This is a genomic window from Serratia sp. TSA_7, assembly GCF_052692135.1.
Genome location: NZ_JBQZFU010000004.1, coordinates 39,260 through 57,017, shown reverse-complemented (window position 1 = coordinate 57,017; position 17,758 = coordinate 39,260). Strand labels below are relative to the sequence as shown.

Below are 17,758 nucleotides of genomic sequence, written 5' to 3'. Positions count from 1 at the left end.
TTTTACGGCTTACGGAACACCAGCATTACGCCAAGTACGATGGCCGCCATGCCCAGCATGCTCATTGCCGCCAGCGCATGGCCGAGCAGCAGGTAGTCCAACAGGGCCGTGACCGCCGGGATCAGGTAAAACAGGCTGGTGACCTGCACCAGATTGCCGCGTTGGATCAACCGGTACAGCAAGAAGGTGGCCAGCACTGAAATCACCACCGCCATCCACAGCAACGGCACGACAAGCGCCATGCTCCACTCGACCCGCAGCGGCTCGAAGGGTAACACCAGTGCACACATCAGCAACCCGACGGCGTACTGCAACGGCAACACCGCCAGCGGCGGCTGACTCATGCCTTTTTGCAACAGCGTGCCGGCGGTCATGCAGGCCAGCGCGATAAAAGCGCACAGCATGCCGGGCAGGGAGAAGTGGGCGATCGCCAGGCTTTGATACACCACCAGCGTCAGCCCGGCCATCGCCAGCAACAGGCCGAGGCCGCGCAACCCGGTACAGCGGCGTTCGGTAATGAACTGGGTCAGTATCGGCTGTACGCCGAGCAGCGTCGCCAGCACGCCGGGCGTGATACCCTGTTCCAACGCCAGCAGATAGCTAATCTGGTAACTGCCGATCATCAGCAGCCCGATCAATGCCACGCGCCACCGGGTGCCGCGGGCGGGCAGGCATTGCCGTTGCCACAGGCCGATTGCCAGCAGCAGCGCCAGAGCGATGGCGCAGCGGAAGAAAAGGAAGGCGAAGGCAGAGGCATGCTCCAGCCCCAAGCGGGAGAAAATTGCGCCGCTGCTCCAAAGCAGGACGAACAACGTAGCCAGGCCGGCATTGGCCCATTGAGTGATAAATCGCATTCGGTTTCACCTGTCGTGAAAATGGCAAGTTCCAGCACGCGCGGCGGTCTACGCCTGAGCGCAAATAAAGAAAGCTGGAGGTAAAATTCGGTTTGGCTTAGCGCACAACCACAGAGCGTGGCGGGTAAGCGGCAACCGCAGTGACGACAGAGAAAACGGCTGGAGGGGCGGAAGATGCGCACAGTTGAACGACGGCCGGAAGCGGCGTGTTCGTTGGGTCTGTGATGTGCGCAAACTGAGCCATTGATATTCCTGAAAGCAGGGAGTGATTACGGCATCAAAGATAGTGAAGTTCGGCGGGAGGCGCAACATAAAATTAACGCCTCCCGCCGAGGGGGCGGTTTAGCTTTTGCTGACCACCACCAGTTTCTGGTTCACAAACTCTTTGATCCCCAGATCCGACAGTTCACGGCCGAAGCCGGAGCGCTTCACGCCGCCAAAAGGCAGCTCGGGTGCGGTGTCGGTCAACGAGTTGATATACACCATGCCGGTCTCGATGCGCGAGGCCAGCTTTTTGGCGCGTTCGATATCCGTGCTGAAAATAGCGCCACCGAGGCCATAGTGAGAGTCATTGGCCAGTTTGACGATCTCGTCGTCATCCTTCACCACATAGATCTGCGCCACCGGGCCGAAGAACTCTTCGAAATACGCCGGGTTGTCACGGCTGATGTGGGTCAGGATCGTCGGCTCGAAGAAATTGCCGTCATGCGGTATCGGCTTGCCGCCGTAATGCAGTTTGGCACCGTTTTGCACCGCGGCGTCGACCTGTTTGGCCAGCCCCTCCAGCGCTTCGCGGGAAGACAGCGGCCCCAGCGTGGTGGTTTCATCCAGCGGATCGCCGATTTTCACCGCGCGGAAATGCTCGGTAAAGGCTTGCAGGAAGGGCGCCGCCACTTTCTCTTGCACGATAAAACGTTTGGCTGCGGTGCACACCTGGCCGGCATTGCTCAGCCGCGCCTGCGCGCCGATCTTGGCGGCTCTGGCGATATCGCTGTCGTCCAGCACCACGAATACGTCGTTACCGCCCAGCTCCAGCGTAGATTTTTTCAGTGCCTTCGCGGCCTGAGAGGCGACTATGCTACCGGCCTTTTCCGAGCCGGTCAGCGCCACGCCCTGCACCCGGTCGTCGGCGATGATGTTCGCCACCTGCTGTTGCGAAATAAACAGGTTGGTGTAGGCGCCTTGCGGCGCACCGGCCTCAGCGACCAATTGTTCAAAGGCCTGTGCGCAGTGCGGCACGATGCCGGCATGCTTCACCAGCACCGGATTGCCGGCGGCCAGATTGGGCGCCAGCACGCGTATCAACTGGTAGAACGGGAAGTTCCACGGTTCCACCGCCATCAGCACGCCGATCGGATGATGCTCTACCCAGGCTTCGCCGAGGCTGGACTCATAGCGCACCGGCGCGAGAAATTTTTTGGCGTTGTCGGCATAGTAGCGGGCGATCTGGGCACAGAGCTTCACTTCGCCGCGGCTTTGCGCGATCAGCTTGCCCATCTCCTGGCTGGCGATTTTCGCCAGTTCCTCAACCCGGCTCTCCATCAGGTCCGCCAGCTTGTGCAGTACCGGTAGCCGCTGGTCGATATCGCCCTTGGCCCAGCCGGAGTGATACAGCGCGTCAGCTTTTGCCAGCGCTTGTTCGACCTGCTGGTCGGTATGCGGTGTGTACTCTTTGATAAGTTGGTTGTTAAAAGGGTTTACCGTTTGGTATGGCATGAAGAGTTCCTCTCGTCGCGGATGGTGACGCATGACATACGCCTTGAACGGCGCAGCAAAAGCGGCTGCACCGGTCTTTAAGTCTAGACGAGAGGGGAGAGAGGGGCCGAAGGCGCAGAGGGATCTTCGGCTTTGCCCCCGTATGCCGGGGGCGCGGGCCGAAAGCGGAAATGTTACCGGGTATTGCCGGCCCAGTTTTTCAGCTTGCTGGTCTTGCCGAGACCGGGGTTAAAGCTGTTGGTCGGATCGGCGGATTGGTAGAAGGCCTGCAGATCGGGCTTGGCGTGGTACAGATGGCCGACGTTATGCTCGGCCGGGTACTCCGCGCCGCGTCGGTCGAGGATCGCCAGCATTTGCTCTTTCAGCGCGTGGCTGTCGACGCCTTTTTTCACCACGTAATCCTGGTGGAATACGTGGCACATAAAGTGGCCGTAATAGAGTTTGTGCACCAGTTGGCTGTCGATTTCCGGCGGCAGGGTTTCAAACCACTCGGTATCGTTGCGGCGCAGCGCAATATCCAGCGCCAGAATATCCTCTACCTTGTCGGCATGTACCGCATGGTAGCGCACCGCAGCGCCGGCGGCGGCGAAACGGTGCAGGAAGGCCTTTTTGCCTTCGTCTGCGGTGCAGGCGAAAAACGCGCCGTTGGCCTGGGCAAAGTATTGGCTCAGATACCGTTGCGCTTCGTCGACGCCGGGGCCGGCCATTTTCAGCAGCAGATGATGTTCAAAGCGTTCGCGGTATTCTTTCATCCGCTTCGGCAAATGGCTGGGGGCCAGGTGGCTCAGGCCCTGCATCAGCCGGTCGGTCAGGTTGTGCGGCAGCAGCGGCAGTTTGTTGAAGCTGGCATCCACGCGGCCTTTCAGAGTGAAGAAACGCGGCATTTGATCGGTGCCGAGCTTGTCGATCATCATAAAAGTGTCTTTGCCGTACACTTCGGCGATATCGAAAATATCGCGGTGCATGTATTCGCCGGCCACCGGCAGATTGTCGAATTTGCCGAGCATATGGCGACGCAGCTCGGTCAACACGGCGGTGTCGTTGGTGCCGATATAAAAGACCTGCTCTTTGTCTTCTTTCTCAAAGGTATCCAGGCGCACCGCAAACACCGCCAGCTTGCCGGCGCAGCCGGAGGCTTCGTACAGGCGGCGTTTATCCGCATTGAAGCGGGACGGGGTATCGGCATCGACGTCGCGCACCCGGCTGGCGTATTCGTTGTCGGAGGCGCGCAGTTCGCCGTGCTCGACGTCCTCCGGCCGGTAGTCGCCTTTCTCCAGCCGGGTGAGGATCTCTTCCGGCGTGTCGCCGAGTTTAATCCCCAAATGGTTCACCAGCCGCAGTTGGCCGTCTTCACCCAACTGGGCGTACAGCGCCATTTCGGTATAGGCCGGGCCGCGTTTCACCAGCGAACCGCCGGAGTTATTGCACACGCCGCCAATCACCGAAGCGCCGATGCAGGAAGATCCGATCACCGAATGCGGTTCGCGGCCGTAGGGTTTCAGCAATTTTTCCAGCTGATTGAGGGTGCTGCCGGGGAAGCCAACCACTTGTTTGCCGTTGTCCAGTACCTGCACGTGATCGATCCGCAGGGTGCTGACGATGACGATATCGCGGTCATAATCGTTGCCGCTGGGCGTCGAACCTTCGGTCAGCCCGGTGTTCGCCGCCTGCATAATGACGATTTTGTCGGCGGCCACGCAGGCCTCCAATATCCGCCACAGCTGCAACAGGCGGGTAGGGAACACCACCGCCAGCGCTTTGCCTTCGCCGGAGCGGAACCCTTTGCGATAACGTTCTGTGCTGCGTTCGCCGGTCAACAGCTGCGGGCCGCCGACGATGTCTTTGAGCTGAGCGAGAAATGCCTGATTACCTGACTGCGTCATGCCGATCTCCCTGTCATACCGATCGTCTTTCAAACGGCGGCACGGTTCCCCGGGGACGAAGAGAGTTGTCCCGATTCACGTGGGCGCCGCATGCAGCGCTCCTACATGGCCTGTGGTTCTTACCGTTACAGCCGTTTGAAATCCAGAGGGTAAATTAATTGAGTAGCCTGCTGGCTTAATACCTTGGTAACTTACTGGCCTGGTAGCTTAATAACGTTCCGCGTACCCGGCCTGGCGCTCTTCGTCACGCAGCGTCAGAATTTCCACGCCGTCGGCGGTGACCGCCACGGTGTGCTCCCATTGAGCGGACAGCTTTTTGTCGCGGGTCACCACCGTCCAGCCGTCTTTCTTCTGTTTAATGCGGTGGTCGCCCTGGTTAATCATGGGTTCGATGGTAAATACCATGCCTTCTTGCAACGCCATGCCGGTGCCCGGCAGGCCGAAGTGCATCACCGCCGGTTCCTCGTGCATGTCGCGGCCGATGCCGTGGCCGCAGTATTCACGCACTATGCTGTAACCGGCCTGTTCCGCATGCTGTTGAATGGCATGGCCGATATCCCCCAGCGTCGCACCCGGCTTCACCGCGCGGATGCCTTGCCACAAGGACTCATATACGTTGTTCACCAGCCGTTTGGCCAATGGCGTTGTCTGGCCGATGCAGTACATTTTGCTGGAGTCGGCAATGTAACCGCCGTTTTCCAGCGTAATGTCGACGTTAACGATCATGCCGGAACGCAGGATTTTGCTGGCCGAAGGAATGCCGTGGCAGATCACGTCGTCGATTGAGGTATTGAGCACGTAAGGGAAATCGTACTGGCCTTTACTGGCCGGGCGCGATTTCAGCTCATCGACGATAAAGGCTTCGGCGCGGTCGTTAATTTCCATGGTCGACATGCCTTCGCCAATCACCCCATCGAGCATAGCAAACACCTTGGCCAGCAGTGCGCCAGAGTGACGCATTTTGGCGATTTCTTCCGGCGTTTTGATCACAATCTGTTTCACCCGACAATCTCCTTCAGCGTCAGCGCATTATCTTTCATCATTTTTTTTACCAGTTGAGGGTAGGTCAGTTCTGGATGGAACTCCGCCAGCATGCCGATCTTGATCCAGTATTCCGCCTGCGCGTTGATCGAACGCGTCATCGTCAGGCTGGCGAGGCGCAGATCGTCATGCAGCGCGTCTGAAATTTTCACAATGCCCATAGGCTGCTCCTTAAAGGAATAATATACGAAGTGTATATGGTTTGGATGGTGGGGATTGTACATTCCGTGGCATAAGAAGTTTCCTGGCGACAACGATTGCCGCCGTCGGACAATGCGTTTATTGTGATAAACGACTTTTTTTGCATGATTTTTCAGAAGGATTCAGGGCGTGACTAAATTACGGGTTGGGGTGATCTTTGGCGGTAAATCGGCTGAGCATGAAGTGTCGTTGCAGTCGGCAAAAAACATTGTGGACGCTATCGACAAAGAGAAGTTTGACGTCACGTTGCTGGGGATCGACAAGCAGGGGCAATGGCACGTTAACGATGCCTCCAATTACCTGCTGAATGCGGAAAACCCGGCGCTGATCGCGCTGAACCGCTCAAATAAAAATGTGGCGCTGATCCCCGGTCAGGAGAAACAACAGCTGATTGAGGCGAGCAGCGCCGGCGCACTGGGCCAGCTCGACGTGGTATTCCCGATCGTGCATGGCACGCTGGGCGAAGACGGTTCACTGCAAGGGTTGTTGCGGATGGCCAATATGCCGTTCGTCGGCGCCGGTGTGTTGGGCTCGGCGGTGAGCATGGACAAAGACGTCACCAAACGCCTGCTGCGCGATGCCGGGCTGGCGGTGGCCCCCTTTGTCACCCTGACGCGCACCAACCGCGGCAAATACGGTTTCGATCAGCTTAGCGAGCGTCTGGGCCTGCCGTTGTTTATCAAACCGGCTAACCAGGGCTCTTCGGTGGGCGTCAGCAAGGTGCAGGATCGGGCCGGCTTTGACGCCGCGCTGGCGCTGGCGTTCAGCTTCGATCACAAGGTGCTGGTGGAGTCGGCGATTGTCGGCCGTGAGATTGAGTGCGCGGTGTTGGGCAATGACGAGCCGCAGGCCAGCCTGTGCGGTGAAATCGTGCTGAGCGATGCTTTCTACTCCTACGACACCAAATACATCAATGAGCAGGGCGCGAAGGTAGTGGTGCCGGCGGAGATCGCGCCGGAAGTCAGCGACAAGATCCGCGACGTGGCGCTAAAAGCGTTCCGGGCGCTGGAATGCTTTGGCCTGGCGCGCGTTGACGTGTTCCTGACGCCGGACAACAACGTGGTGATTAACGAAATCAACACGCTGCCGGGTTTTACCAATATCAGCATGTACCCCAAACTGTGGGCCGCCAGCGGCGTTAGCTACAGCGAGCTGATTACCCGGTTGATCGAGCTGGCGCTGGAGCGCCATCAGCAAGATCGCGCGCTGAACAGCTCGGTGTTCGATCGGTAATATCGGGTAAGGTTACTGCATTAGGCAGAAGATAGGGCTGGTTCTAGGGAGTTCCAGCCCGCTAGTGTAGGGTGGCGGAAATGACAAAGGTCGGGAAGGGTGTAATAAAAAAGAGACATAATCCCGCCAAAATCCAAAAGGGAATTCCGGAGAGGAGGAGCGCTCGGCCGTGCCATTTAATTTTATGGTTATCGATCGCTTCCTGATGAAACACTATCAGCTCCCCTGAATGATTAATTAACTGAGGTGAGAAGAATACGCTCTATTGTGCAGACGAAAATTCCCTGCCTATACTTGCTCAAATAATCTCTCTTGAATTTATTATTAACGCTATTTTCGCCATGAGGAATAAACGCCGTCCGGAGTGTCTAAATTATGTTGAAATAATGCTATCCCATACTGATCATTTTGCATGAGCTCTGCAACAGAGGATGGTTCAGTTGAATGGTCAAACTCAAGGAGTTCATAAGCCAATCCTAATAAAACTTCAATGATTAAACCAGGTCCTGATAAAACAGAAGTCACGCAATAGTCTTTTGTCATTAGCTCAGTCCGCCATGTTAGAATTCTGGTCAGATAGCCGGTTTTTTTATTATCTTTGTAATAATCAAAGATGCAGTTGTTTTGTTCTAAAAATTTATATCTTTTCTTCATGGTGCGAAGAATTATCCTTATGGCTTTTGAATCGGAGTGAGAAACAATAAAGTTATTAAAATAAATGCCTTTTAATCTTCTAAGAGATCCGAGGGATAATAGATTTTTATGTACATACATTTTCCCAAGAGGGAATACGTCCATCAAGGAGAAATCTGCAATATCTAATTCTGCAAGTTCCTGTATTTTTTTATATTTACTCTTATCTATTCCGATTTCATAATTATGATGATTGTAATATTTGTTATCTGAATTATTAAAGAGAGAAAGTTTCTTTAAAATACACTTTGTTTTAAACAAAAGCAGAAATTCATCCTCCACAATTTTTTCTTTTTCTATAAATCGATTTAATCTCTTGAAGATATTGTCAGTATATGGAAGCGTGTCCATGTCCATATAAACCCCGCCATGCTGATAGATAATCAGGAGTCTGACTATGTCACAGGCACTGGCAAGATTACCTCTTAAAATAATCTCGTAATAATAATACTTCATAAAATTAGCGAACTTGAAACTAAAAATATCTGTAATATCCCTGATTGTAATACCTTTGTCTTTAAGTCGTGGGGGCAAAGTTGATGTAGTTAACCCATGATAAGGGATATTGTTTTCAGATAAAAACCCCACAACTAATTCATCAAAAAAAAACCTAATTTTAATTTTGGAAATATGTAGTTAAAAGCATGGTTTTTATGCGTATTTCAGCGTTTTTTTATTTTCAAATTCATTGCAAAGGACATAGTCTCGTATGGAGTCGTGAAGTGAATTGCTTTGCGAAGAGTTTTTGTCACACCAGAAATATATTTTCTTGTCTTTGTTTGTTCTTTTCCATATATCTACATATTCGATGTTGGCCTGATTTGTATCACCAACCAATACAAAGTGAATGATATCTGGAACCGGTATTTTATTATCCCGGGATGTGTTTATTTCCGATAATTTGTACTTCATTTAAATATCCGCCTGTTAATTGAGAGTTGTGTGGTTTAAATTTAATTTTTTAATTGGTTGTATTGATAATAAATTATTTTATCAATATAAATTTAAAGTATGATGTTTTGATATTTTATCAAAACAATATGATAAACATTGCAAAATCATTTGAAATGAAAATATTGTAGATTAATGTCATTTGTCGAGTATCAATCACTGGTTATTGCCTAAAAATACAGAATAAAAATACAATAATAACGCAGACTGAACAGATAAATATATCCCCAGAGAATTCACGTAATGAATTTAAATAATCTTCGCTATTTTTATTTAATTTATCAATGGCTTCTCTTTCATTTTCAGCATCTACTTCGACATGGTGCTTCCTGAAACCTTTTTTTTTCATATCCTTAATGAGTGAATGTGTTACTGATTCTTTTTGGATTACCTTTGAATCATCACTTTTTATAAAGACAACATATTTACGCATGGTATTTCCCATAAAATCACAGGGTTTTACATCTGTGATTTTATCAGTTAATTAACGTTTGGTACCAGATTCTCTCGGCCCAGTACCATTTCCACCATAGCCATTTCCAGAAGCCATAGAATTGGCATTCCCCCAGATCCCATTTGCGCCAGCACCACTGCCATACGGACTATTTTGTGATAAAAATGACTGACTTCCTCGATGGGCGCCGTTATTGCCGCCTCTATTTGAAGAGCCAAAGCCTCCGTTATCTGATGACCTTTTCCCACTGCCATCTCTGTCCTGCCATCCGCCAGATATTCTATCATATTGACTGCTTAAAATTTCTTTCATGGATGTTCTCCTTGAACTTATAATATTATGCATGATTGCAATCGTTCAGATCCAATACTACTCGCGTACAAGATGCAGGCAATGGTGAATTTAATTGAAATGCGATAATAGTCACAAAAATAAATATAAATAACCATTCCAAATAAAACAATTAAAACCAGAGAGGAGATGTTCTATTACAGGTAAGACTTATAGTTCCGTATTAAATAACCTGTTACTGAGTATCTGGATTTCCCCCTATATTTCAATGTGCTTTTTCATCATTTAACCCATTACTGCTTCGATACCACAGGCATTACTGTAGCGAACGATAACGCAGTCCCCTGAACCTGTGCCATTCATTCCCGTGTTTGAACGCCTCCACCAGGTTACTTGCTGTCGTTAATCGCCCGGTCTGGGCATGATGCTGATGCAGTTCTACGTCATCTGTAAGTATCAAAGTCTTTATACTCTCGTGACAATCAATTATTAGCACTTCCTAAAATAATCACTTGATTGTCAATTATTAATTTTACAGATGATTAATTTAAGTCCTTCAATGAAAGAAGGGTGAAATATTTCGCGGATTAAAAATATATAGACGTTCTTGAAATTCCTTCTTATAAATAACTCTGTTACTTGGGCGGGGGGTATCTTGGAGCGATAACTTCATTGGCACTTATCGTCTGCAATAAAAATTCCAAGTCAGCTTCAGCGTAGCTAATAATAAATCAGTTCCATGGACTTGAATGAGCAAGCCGCGTGGTAGGCTGAAAGCATCGGCTTTGCAAACTAAAAATGGCTCCCGCTTGCGAAGGAGCCATTTTATAGCCGGCAGTGCAATCCCCGGCATCCGGTCATTATTGTCAATGGCCGGGGGCGGGCAGCTTATTTCACCGTCACGTCGATATCGCCAAAATACTTCTTCGCCAGTGCGGTCACGGTACCTTGCTGCTTCACTTTTACGATCGCGTCGTTCAGCTTTTTCTTCAACGCGTCATCCCCTTTGCGCAGGCCGAAGGCGATGCCTTCGCCGAGGATCTTGTCATCGCTGACCGCATCGCCGACGAAAGCGAAGCCTTTGCCGTCCGGATGCGCCAGGAAGCCGCTTTGCCCTGACGGCGCCATCACCAGCGTGGCGTCGAGGCGGCCGGCGGTCAGGTCAAGGTACGCCTGGTTCTGATCCTGATAGGAGACGACGTCTACGCCCTGCGGCGCCCAGTGGGCCTTGGCGTAGGTTTCCTGAATCGACCCCTGCAGTACGCCGACGTGTTTGCCCGCCAGCGACTTGGCGTCCGGCAGCAGGCCGCTGTCGGCTTTGGCGATCAGGCGGTTGGGCACCTGATAGATAGAGTCGGTGAAGTCAATCGCCTGGCGGCGCTGGTCGGTGACGTTCATCGCCGAGTTGATGGCGTCAAACTTGCGTGCTTTCAACGCCGGGATCAGGCTGTCGAACGAAGTCTCGACCCAACTGCATTTCAACTGGGCGGCGGCGCAGACCGCGTTGCCCAGATCGATATCGAAGCCTTCCAGCTTGCCGTCGGCGGATTTGGATTCGAACGGCGGATACAGCGCTTCCAGGCCGAAGCGCAGCGTGTTTTCCGCCGCCAGAGAGGAACCGGCGGCCAGCAGGCAGCCCACAGCGATCAGCGTTTTCAGTGATTTCATAGTCAGTGCCTTTTTCCCATGGTCAAACCAAAAGTGAATGCATTACACCTGACACAGACGGCGTGCGCCTTCCAGCAGGGTTTCGTTATCTTTTGAAAAACTCAGCCGGATGATGCCGGTGTTGGTGCCGTCGCTGTAAAACGCCGACAGCGGGATAGTCGCGACTTTCGCTTCACGGATTAAACGCACCGCAAAATCGTTGTCGCTTTCGCTGCTGAAACCGCTAAAGCGGGCCAGCATAAAGAAACTGCCACGGCTGGGTAATAATTCAAAGCGCGAATCTTGCAAAGCGCCGGCCAGCAAATCGCGTTTCTGCTGATAGAAATCCGCCAGCCCCAGATAGCTTTGCGGATTGCCCAGCGCTTCGGCGAAGGCATATTGCATCGGCGTATCGGCGGAGAACACCATGAATTGGTGCACCTTGCGGATCTCATCCATCAGCGCCGCCGGCGCCATGCAGTAACCGACGCGCCAGCCGGTGACGTGATAGGTTTTGCCAAACGACGACACAATCACGCTGCGTTCGGCCAATTGCGGGTGGCGCGCCATGCTGTGGTGAATATCGCCGTCGAATACCACGTGCTCGTAAACCTCGTCGGACAGGATAACGATATCGGTATTGCGCGTCAGGGCGGTCAGGCGCTCAATGTCATGCTCGCCGAACACGCTGCCGGTCGGGTTGTGCGGGCTGTTGACGATGATCATCCGCGTTTTGCCGGTGATGGCGGCGGCGACCTCGTCCCAGTCAATGTGCAAGTCCTGCAGCGACAGCTTGATGGCTACCGGCGTGGCACCTTGCAGGCGGACAATCGGCGCGTAGCTGTCGAACGCCGGTTCGAAATAAATCACCTCGTCGCCCGGGTGCACCAGCGCGCTGATAGCGGAATACAATCCTTCGCTGGCACTGGCGATGACCGTGATTTCTTCGTCGGCGTCATAACGCGTGCCATACAATCGTTCAACTTTATCTGCCAGCGCAGCGCGTAATGCGGCCACGCCACTCATCGGCGCGTACTGGTTATGACCTGCGCGCATGGCTTGCGCCACCGCGTCGACCAGTTGCGGCTGACAGGCGAAGTTCGGTGCGCCCTGCGACAGATTCAGTGCCTGATGTTCAGCGCTGAGCTGGCCGATTACGGTGAAAATAGTGGTGCCGACATCCGGCAACTTCGAGCGTTGTGAGCAGGCGCTCTGCATGATTGGCTCCTGGAGAGAGGGAAGTATTGCTTGATTAAGCATCAGTGACGGTAGGCGGACAAGGGAATGTTTGTCATACTAGCCATGAGTTAAAGTCATGGCTATCCCTGTCATACTTGAAGCTGCATCTGTGTTGGCTGCGTTCACTCACCCGAATCACTTACCTGAGTAAGCTCATCGGGATTCCCTCGCTTGCCGCCTGGATGCAACTCCAATTATTTAGGGGATATGCCCGTGATTATTAATTGGCGAGATTAAGGAACCCGCTATGCAGACATCTCTGCCGTCGCTCGACGTTTTGAAAACTTTTGTGGTGGTGGCTCAGCGCCTTAATTTCACTCATGCCGCCCAGACTCTGCACCTGACGCAAGGCGCGGTCAGCCGTCAGATCCTCGGGCTGGAGCAGCATTTGGGCTATCCGCTGTTCAGCCGCCGGGCGCGCGGGCTGGCGTTGACCCCGCAGGGCGCCATGTTGTTGGCGCCGGTGCAGCAGGCGCTGGGGCAACTGGGCGAGGCGCTGGCGCGGATTGGGGCGCAGCCGGGCACGTTACGCATCAAGTGCCCGACCTGCGCCATGCGCTGGGTGTTGCCGCGCATTATCCGGTTGCAAAACGAACGCCCGGAAATGCATATCGAACTGACCGCCTCGGTATCGCACGGGTTGGATTTCAGCGCAGAGCACTTCGATGCTGCGGTGGTGTTCGGCCAGCCGCAGGGTAAAAAGCTGGCGGTGCATCACCTGTTCGATGAAATCCTCACGCCGGTCTGCACGCCGTCTTATCTTCCCGATTTGGCCCGCCCGCCAACCCCGGCCGATCTAGCGGAGAAAACCCTGCTGCACCCCACGCGCGATCGCCGCGACTGGCTGCTGTGGTTGAAGGCGGCAGGGCTGGAGACGCTGCCTTCCGGCAAGGCGCAGCATTTTGATACTCTGGATTTGGCGATGAGCGCCGCACTGCAAGGTTTTGGCATCGCCATCGGCGATCTGTGCCTGCTGGAGGAGGATATCCAGGCGCAGCGCGTCGTTACGCCGTTCCCGCTCAGCGTGGTCAGCGGCGCGGCCTACTATTTGGTCTATCCTGAACGGGCGCTGATGCCCGCGACATTAGCCACGCTGGTCAATTTTCTGGGCGAAGAGGCGGAGCAAAGCCGCGCACGGCTGAAGAACGGCTTATCCGCCTCCGCTAACAGCTTGTAACCTTTAACATTACAAATTATTTCTGCGGTGAAAAAGAGTATGTCACACTGTTTTTCCACTTTGATTAATCCTCTCCGTCGCAGGCTGCGGCGGGAACATGCCTGAGACAAAACAATATGAAATGGCTTTGTGTGGTGAGTTTGCTGTCCGGCCTGGCGATCAGCCCGGTTTTTGCGCAGGAGAGCGGGGCGGCGCAAGGAGTTAATGCCCAGCAGCGTGATGCTTTCGTTTCCAACCTGATGAAACAGATGACGCTGGAAGAAAAAATCGGCCAGTTGCGCTTAATCAGCGTCGGGCCGGACAACCCGAAAGAAGCGATCCGCGACGGCATCAGCAAGGGCCAGATTGGCGCTATCTTCAACACCGTCACCCGGCCGGATATCCGCGCGATGCAAGATCAGGCCATGCAGCTCAGCCGCCTGAAAATCCCGTTGTTCTTCGCCTACGACGTGGTACACGGTCAACGCACCGTCTTCCCGATCAGCCTGGGGCTGGCGGCCAGTTTTGATCTCGAAGCCATCGCGCTCAGCGGCCGGGTATCGGCGCAGGAAGCCAGCGATGACGGCCTGAACATGACCTTCTCGCCGATGGTCGACATCACCCGCGATCCGCGCTGGGGTCGGGTATCGGAAGGCTTCGGCGAAGACACCTGGCTGGTGTCCAAAATTGCCAAAGTGATGGTCGATGCTTACCAGAACGGCGATCCGTCTCAGCCCGGTTCAGTGATGGCCAGCGTTAAACACTTCGCGTTGTATGGTGCCACCGAAGGCGGTCGCGATTACAACACCGTCGATATGAGCCCGCTGAAAATGTATCAGGACTATTTGCCGCCGTATAAGGCAGCGGTAGACGCCGGCAGCGGTGGGGTGATGGTATCGCTCAACGCGATCAACGGTATCCCGGCCACCGCCAACCCGTGGCTGCTGAAAGATCTGTTGCGCAGCCAGTGGGGCTTTGGCGGCATTACCATCAGCGATCACGGCGCGATTAAAGAGCTGATCAAGCACGGTGTGGCCGAAGATGCGCGCGATGCGGTGCGGCTGGCGATCACTTCCGGTGTCGACATGAGCATGAGCGACGAATACTACGACCAATACCTGCCGGGGCTGGTGAAGGACGGGCTGGTTTCGGAAAGCGATATCGATCGCGCCTGCCGCGATGTGTTGAACACCAAATATGATATGGGCCTGTTCAAAGATCCGTATAACCACCTTGGCCCGGTAGGTTCCGATCCGCAGGACACCAATGCCGAAAGCCGTCTGCACCGCGCCGAAGCGCGCGTAGTGGCGCGCAAAACGCTGGTGCTGCTGAAGAATGACAAGCAGACGCTGCCGTTGAGCAAGCAAGGCACCATTGCGCTGGTTGGGCCGATGGCCGACAGCCAGCGTGACGTGATGGGCAGTTGGTCGGCGGCCGGCGTGGTCAAGCAGTCGGTGACCCTGCGCCAGGGGCTGGAGCATGCGGTGGGCGACAAGGCGAAGATCCTCTACGCCAAGGGCGCCAACATTACCCAGGACAAAAGCATTATCGACTATCTGAACGAGTATGAGCCGGCGGTGGTGTTTGATACCCGCCCGCCGCAGCAGATGATTGATGAAGCGGTACAGGCGGCCAGACAGGCCGATGTCGTGGTAGCGGTCGTGGGTGAGGCGCAGGGCATGGCGCACGAAGCTTCCAGCCGTGCCGATATCACCATTCCGCAAAGCCAGCGGGATCTGATCGCCGCGCTGAAGGCGACCGGCAAACCGCTGGTGCTGGTGCTGATGAATGGCCGGCCGTTGGCGCTGAGCTGGGAAAGCCAGCAGGCGGATGCGATGCTGGAAACCTGGTACAGCGGCACCGAGGGCGGCAATGCGGTGGCAGACGTGCTGTTCGGCGACTACAACCCGTCGGGCAAGCTGCCGATGACCTTCCCGCGTTCTGTCGGCCAGATCCCGATGTACTACAACCATCTGAATACCGGCCGGCCGTTCGGCAAGGAAAACCCGGGCAAGTACACGTCACGTTACTTCGACTCGCCTAACGGCCCGCTGTATCCCTTTGGTTACGGCCTGAGTTACACCACCTTCAGCCTGTCGGATCTCAAACTTTCCAGCCCGACGATGGCGCGCAACGGCAAACTGACCGCCAGCGTCACGCTGAAGAATACCGGCAAATATGACGGCGCCACCGTGGTGCAGCTGTATGTGCAGGACGTGACGGCGTCGGTCAGCCGCCCGGTGAAAGAACTGCGCAACTTCAAAAAGGTGATGCTGCGAGCCGGTCAATCACAACAAGTGGAGCTGCCGATCACCGAAGAGGATCTCAAGTTTTACAACGCCAACCTGAAATGGGGCGCGGAACCGGGCAAGTTCAACGTGTTTGTCGGCCTGGATTCCGACAACGTACAGGCGCAAAGCTTTACGCTGCAGTAAATCGTATCGCCCTCTCTTGCTGTGGTAAGAGAGGGTTTTTCAATGTTTCAATTCCAGCGCAAAATCATAGTACTCATTCAAACACCAACTGCGGGTGTACTCGATGGGCCTTTCCTCGCGGGTGAACCCGGTGCGGGTCACCAGCAGCAGCGGTTCCCCCACCTCCATCGCCAGATAGCGGGCGACGGATTTATCGGCTATCTCGCCGCGAAAACGCTGAGTCGCACGCACAATGGGTTGACCGATGGAGTGCAGATAGTGGTACAACGACTCTTCAGGCAGGCCGCTCGCCGGCAAAATGGCGGCGGGAAGCACCGAATACTGTAAGGCAATGGCGATCTCGCCGGCTTTACGCAAGCGCACCAGTTCGACCACATCCTGCTCATCGCTCAACTGTAACGCCTGCATTTCTTCTGCCGTTGGTCCGCGCCGCAGAAAGCCAATCAGTTCGCTTTGCGCCCTGAAACCTTGCGGCTCCACCATCTCGGTAAAACTTTCCAGCAGTGGCAACGCGGGTGCGAAGCGCGGCGCGATAAAGGTGCCTGAACCCCGATTGCGGTTGATGGTGCCATCCTGTTCGAGGTGTTGAAACGCACGGCGAGCCGTCCCCCGCGCAATGCCGAAAGCTTCCATCAGCGCTCTTTCCGAAGGCAACGCATCGCCGGAACGCCACTGCCCGGACTCCACGGCGGCCCTTATTTTTTTTGCCAGTTGCAGATAAATCGGCGTGCTGTCTGCCGAGTCCGGTTGAAGCAAGGCCAGTTTTTCATCCATACGAATCTTCCCCACGAAATGACCATTAAGTATACCACTTGTGCCGATGAAAACTAAGTGGTACATAATTGGTTTAGTGATCATAACCGGAAGCTTGCACGATGAAAAGATACCTCGACTGTACCGCCACCGATCTTGCCAACATCACCAAAGACAATTTGCTTTACGCCATTCGCGCCAGTGAAGGGCGGATCCTGGTCAGTGAAAGCATTGCCGTGACGCAGCCGCTGCTCAATAACGTCACCAATGCGGAGCTGGCGGCCAGCCAGGGCGCCGATATGCTGTTGCTGAACCTGTTTGACGTCAACCGGCCGCGCATCGAAGGCTTGCCCGACGGAGTGCCGCCGCAAGAGGTATTGCGCGAGTTGCAGCGGCTGACCGGGCGGGTTATCGGGGTCAATCTGGAAGCGGTGGATCCTGCTTTCACCTCTACGCACAATGAGCTTTGGCAGATGACGGCGGGCCGCGCCGCGACCGCAGAGAACGCGCGCAAGCTTTATGAGCTCGGCGCCCGCATGGTGGTGTTGACCGGCAATCCCAATAATGGCGTCAGCAACCAGGCTATCGCCGCGGCGTTGAAGCAGATTCGCGATGACGTGGGGGACAAGCTGGTGCTGGTGACCGGTAAAATGCACGGCGCCGGCATTGTGCGTGAAAGCGGTAGCCAGTTGATCAATGAGCGGGACATCGCTCTGTTTGTCGAAAACGGCGCGGACATCGTCCTGCTGCCGGCGCCGGGCACCATTCCCGGCATGTCGCAGGAAAAGGTGGCGGCGTTGATTGCGTTTACCCAACAACAGGGCGCGTTGGCCATGACGGCTATCGGGACGTCCCAGGAAGGCGCCGACGTACAAACCCTCCGCCAGATTGCCCTGATGAGCAAAATGGCCGGGGCCGATCTGCACCACATTGGCGATACCGGTTATCTGGGGCTGGCGCTGCCGGAAAACATCTTCGCCTACAGCGTGGCGATTCGCGGCGTGCGCCACACCTATACCCGCATGGCTCGCTCGGTTAACCGCTAGCCGATAAAACGCGTCGGCTCTGCGCAGAGCCGCGCTTCGCTTATCAGCTTACTAAGTTAATCACTAACTAAGTTGCCGACTTTTCATCGGCAACGGACAGTTTGCTTTGCCTAACGTCATATTGTTTCATCCAGATGACTGTGCGTGGAAAGCCGTGAGTGAGGT

16 protein-coding genes are annotated in these 17,758 nt (G+C 54.5%); 4 read left to right on the top strand and 12 right to left on the bottom strand.

All coding sequences use genetic code 11. From position 1 onward, the window contains the following. Positions 1-2 precede the first annotated feature (2 nt). From ACUTQW_RS15260 to ACUTQW_RS15240, 5 genes are all read right to left on the bottom strand, one after another. A complete protein-coding gene (locus tag ACUTQW_RS15260; RefSeq protein ID WP_006324216.1) occupies positions 3-854 on the bottom strand; it encodes a DMT family transporter in 852 nt (283 codons plus the stop codon). Positions 855-1,196: 342 nt separating this feature from the next. Beyond that, positions 1,197-2,570: an NAD-dependent succinate-semialdehyde dehydrogenase gene (locus tag ACUTQW_RS15255; protein WP_037432441.1), complete on the bottom strand. Its 1,374-nt coding sequence runs from the start codon at positions 2,568-2,570 to the stop codon at positions 1,197-1,199. 173 nt (positions 2,571-2,743) lie between these two features. Then, entirely contained in the window at positions 2,744-4,453 is a 1,710-nt protein-coding gene (gene dld, locus ACUTQW_RS15250) for a D-lactate dehydrogenase (protein WP_037432443.1), read from the bottom strand. A 207-nt stretch (positions 4,454-4,660) separates the two neighbouring features. Then, positions 4,661-5,455 (bottom strand): type I methionyl aminopeptidase, encoded by a 795-nt coding sequence (map, locus tag ACUTQW_RS15245; protein WP_004942002.1) that lies wholly within the window; start codon positions 5,453-5,455, stop codon positions 4,661-4,663. Further along, positions 5,452-5,655, bottom strand: coding sequence for a ParD-like family protein (locus tag ACUTQW_RS15240; RefSeq protein WP_006324220.1), 204 nt, complete (start codon positions 5,653-5,655; stop codon positions 5,452-5,454). The genes map and ACUTQW_RS15240 overlap by 4 nt, the downstream gene beginning before the upstream one ends. Before the next feature lie 169 nt (positions 5,656-5,824). Between ACUTQW_RS15240 and ddlA the strand changes: the two genes are divergently transcribed. Continuing rightward, the gene (gene ddlA / locus ACUTQW_RS15235) at positions 5,825-6,928 is read left to right on the top strand and encodes a D-alanine--D-alanine ligase (RefSeq protein ID WP_006324221.1); all 1,104 of its coding nucleotides are present in this window, start codon (positions 5,825-5,827) and stop codon (positions 6,926-6,928) included. Positions 6,929-7,258: 330 nt separating this feature from the next. Here the strand turns inward: ddlA and ACUTQW_RS15230 are convergent, their stop codons facing one another. The 6 genes from ACUTQW_RS15230 to ACUTQW_RS15205 form a co-directional block, all read right to left on the bottom strand. Next, the gene (locus ACUTQW_RS15230) at positions 7,259-8,209 is read right to left on the bottom strand and encodes a TcdA/TcdB catalytic glycosyltransferase domain-containing protein (RefSeq protein WP_020438683.1); all 951 of its coding nucleotides are present in this window, start codon (positions 8,207-8,209) and stop codon (positions 7,259-7,261) included. Positions 8,210-8,272: 63 nt separating this feature from the next. Then, complete coding sequence (locus ACUTQW_RS15225) at positions 8,273-8,533, bottom strand: TcdA/TcdB catalytic glycosyltransferase domain-containing protein (protein ID WP_020438684.1); 261 nt, start codon at positions 8,531-8,533, stop codon at positions 8,273-8,275. A 202-nt stretch (positions 8,534-8,735) separates the two neighbouring features. Next, positions 8,736-9,005: a hypothetical protein gene (locus ACUTQW_RS15220; RefSeq protein WP_071825596.1), complete on the bottom strand. Its 270-nt coding sequence runs from the start codon at positions 9,003-9,005 to the stop codon at positions 8,736-8,738. A gap of 51 nt (positions 9,006-9,056) precedes the next feature. Continuing rightward, on the bottom strand, positions 9,057-9,338 hold the full coding sequence (locus ACUTQW_RS15215) for a hypothetical protein (RefSeq protein ID WP_155728972.1): 282 nt from the start codon (positions 9,336-9,338) through the stop codon (positions 9,057-9,059). An 867-nt stretch (positions 9,339-10,205) separates the two neighbouring features. Then, positions 10,206-10,985 (bottom strand): ABC transporter substrate-binding protein, encoded by a 780-nt coding sequence (locus tag ACUTQW_RS15210; protein WP_006324225.1) that lies wholly within the window; start codon positions 10,983-10,985, stop codon positions 10,206-10,208. A gap of 42 nt (positions 10,986-11,027) precedes the next feature. Continuing rightward, on the bottom strand, positions 11,028-12,182 hold the full coding sequence (locus ACUTQW_RS15205; protein WP_020438686.1) for a pyridoxal phosphate-dependent aminotransferase: 1,155 nt from the start codon (positions 12,180-12,182) through the stop codon (positions 11,028-11,030). 268 nt (positions 12,183-12,450) lie between these two features. Here ACUTQW_RS15205 and ACUTQW_RS15200 point away from each other — a divergent pair, with 268 nt between their 5' ends. After that, complete coding sequence (locus ACUTQW_RS15200) at positions 12,451-13,380, top strand: LysR substrate-binding domain-containing protein (RefSeq protein WP_020438687.1); 930 nt, start codon at positions 12,451-12,453, stop codon at positions 13,378-13,380. A 116-nt stretch (positions 13,381-13,496) separates the two neighbouring features. Further along, complete coding sequence (gene bglX, locus ACUTQW_RS15195) at positions 13,497-15,794, top strand: beta-glucosidase BglX (RefSeq protein WP_006324230.1); 2,298 nt, start codon at positions 13,497-13,499, stop codon at positions 15,792-15,794. Positions 15,795-15,833: 39 nt separating this feature from the next. Here the strand turns inward: bglX and ACUTQW_RS15190 are convergent, their stop codons facing one another. Next, positions 15,834-16,568 carry a GntR family transcriptional regulator gene (locus ACUTQW_RS15190; RefSeq protein ID WP_006324231.1) on the bottom strand — a complete coding sequence of 245 codons (735 nt, stop codon included), beginning with the start codon at positions 16,566-16,568 and terminating at the stop codon, positions 15,834-15,836. A gap of 101 nt (positions 16,569-16,669) precedes the next feature. Between ACUTQW_RS15190 and ACUTQW_RS15185 the strand changes: the two genes are divergently transcribed. Then, positions 16,670-17,593 carry a DUF7916 family protein gene (locus ACUTQW_RS15185; RefSeq protein WP_064798722.1) on the top strand — a complete coding sequence of 308 codons (924 nt, stop codon included), beginning with the start codon at positions 16,670-16,672 and terminating at the stop codon, positions 17,591-17,593. The last annotated feature ends 165 nt before the right edge of the window (positions 17,594-17,758 follow it).

Bases quoted from the DNA above. Each gene is read 5' to 3' on its own strand.
- dld (WP_037432443.1), bottom strand. From the start codon at position 4,453: ATGACGCAGTCAGGTAATCAGGCATTTCTCGCTCAGCTCAAAGACATC.
- ACUTQW_RS15240 (WP_006324220.1), bottom strand. From the start codon at position 5,655: ATGGGCATTGTGAAAATTTCAGACGCGCTGCATGACGATCTGCGCCTC.
- ACUTQW_RS15215 (WP_155728972.1), bottom strand. From the start codon at position 9,338: ATGAAAGAAATTTTAAGCAGTCAATATGATAGAATATCTGGCGGATGG.
- ACUTQW_RS15185 (WP_064798722.1), top strand. From the start codon at position 16,670: ATGAAAAGATACCTCGACTGTACCGCCACCGATCTTGCCAACATCACC.
- ACUTQW_RS15220 (WP_071825596.1), bottom strand. From the start codon at position 9,005: ATGCGTAAATATGTTGTCTTTATAAAAAGTGATGATTCAAAGGTAATC.
- ACUTQW_RS15205 (WP_020438686.1), bottom strand. From the start codon at position 12,182: ATGCAGAGCGCCTGCTCACAACGCTCGAAGTTGCCGGATGTCGGCACC.
- ACUTQW_RS15225 (WP_020438684.1), bottom strand. From the start codon at position 8,533: ATGAAGTACAAATTATCGGAAATAAACACATCCCGGGATAATAAAATA.
- ACUTQW_RS15200 (WP_020438687.1), top strand. From the start codon at position 12,451: ATGCAGACATCTCTGCCGTCGCTCGACGTTTTGAAAACTTTTGTGGTG.
- bglX (WP_006324230.1), top strand. From the start codon at position 13,497: ATGAAATGGCTTTGTGTGGTGAGTTTGCTGTCCGGCCTGGCGATCAGC.
- ACUTQW_RS15210 (WP_006324225.1), bottom strand. From the start codon at position 10,985: ATGAAATCACTGAAAACGCTGATCGCTGTGGGCTGCCTGCTGGCCGCC.
- ACUTQW_RS15190 (WP_006324231.1), bottom strand. From the start codon at position 16,568: ATGGATGAAAAACTGGCCTTGCTTCAACCGGACTCGGCAGACAGCACG.
- ACUTQW_RS15260 (WP_006324216.1), bottom strand. From the start codon at position 854: ATGCGATTTATCACTCAATGGGCCAATGCCGGCCTGGCTACGTTGTTC.
- ACUTQW_RS15255 (WP_037432441.1), bottom strand. From the start codon at position 2,570: ATGCCATACCAAACGGTAAACCCTTTTAACAACCAACTTATCAAAGAG.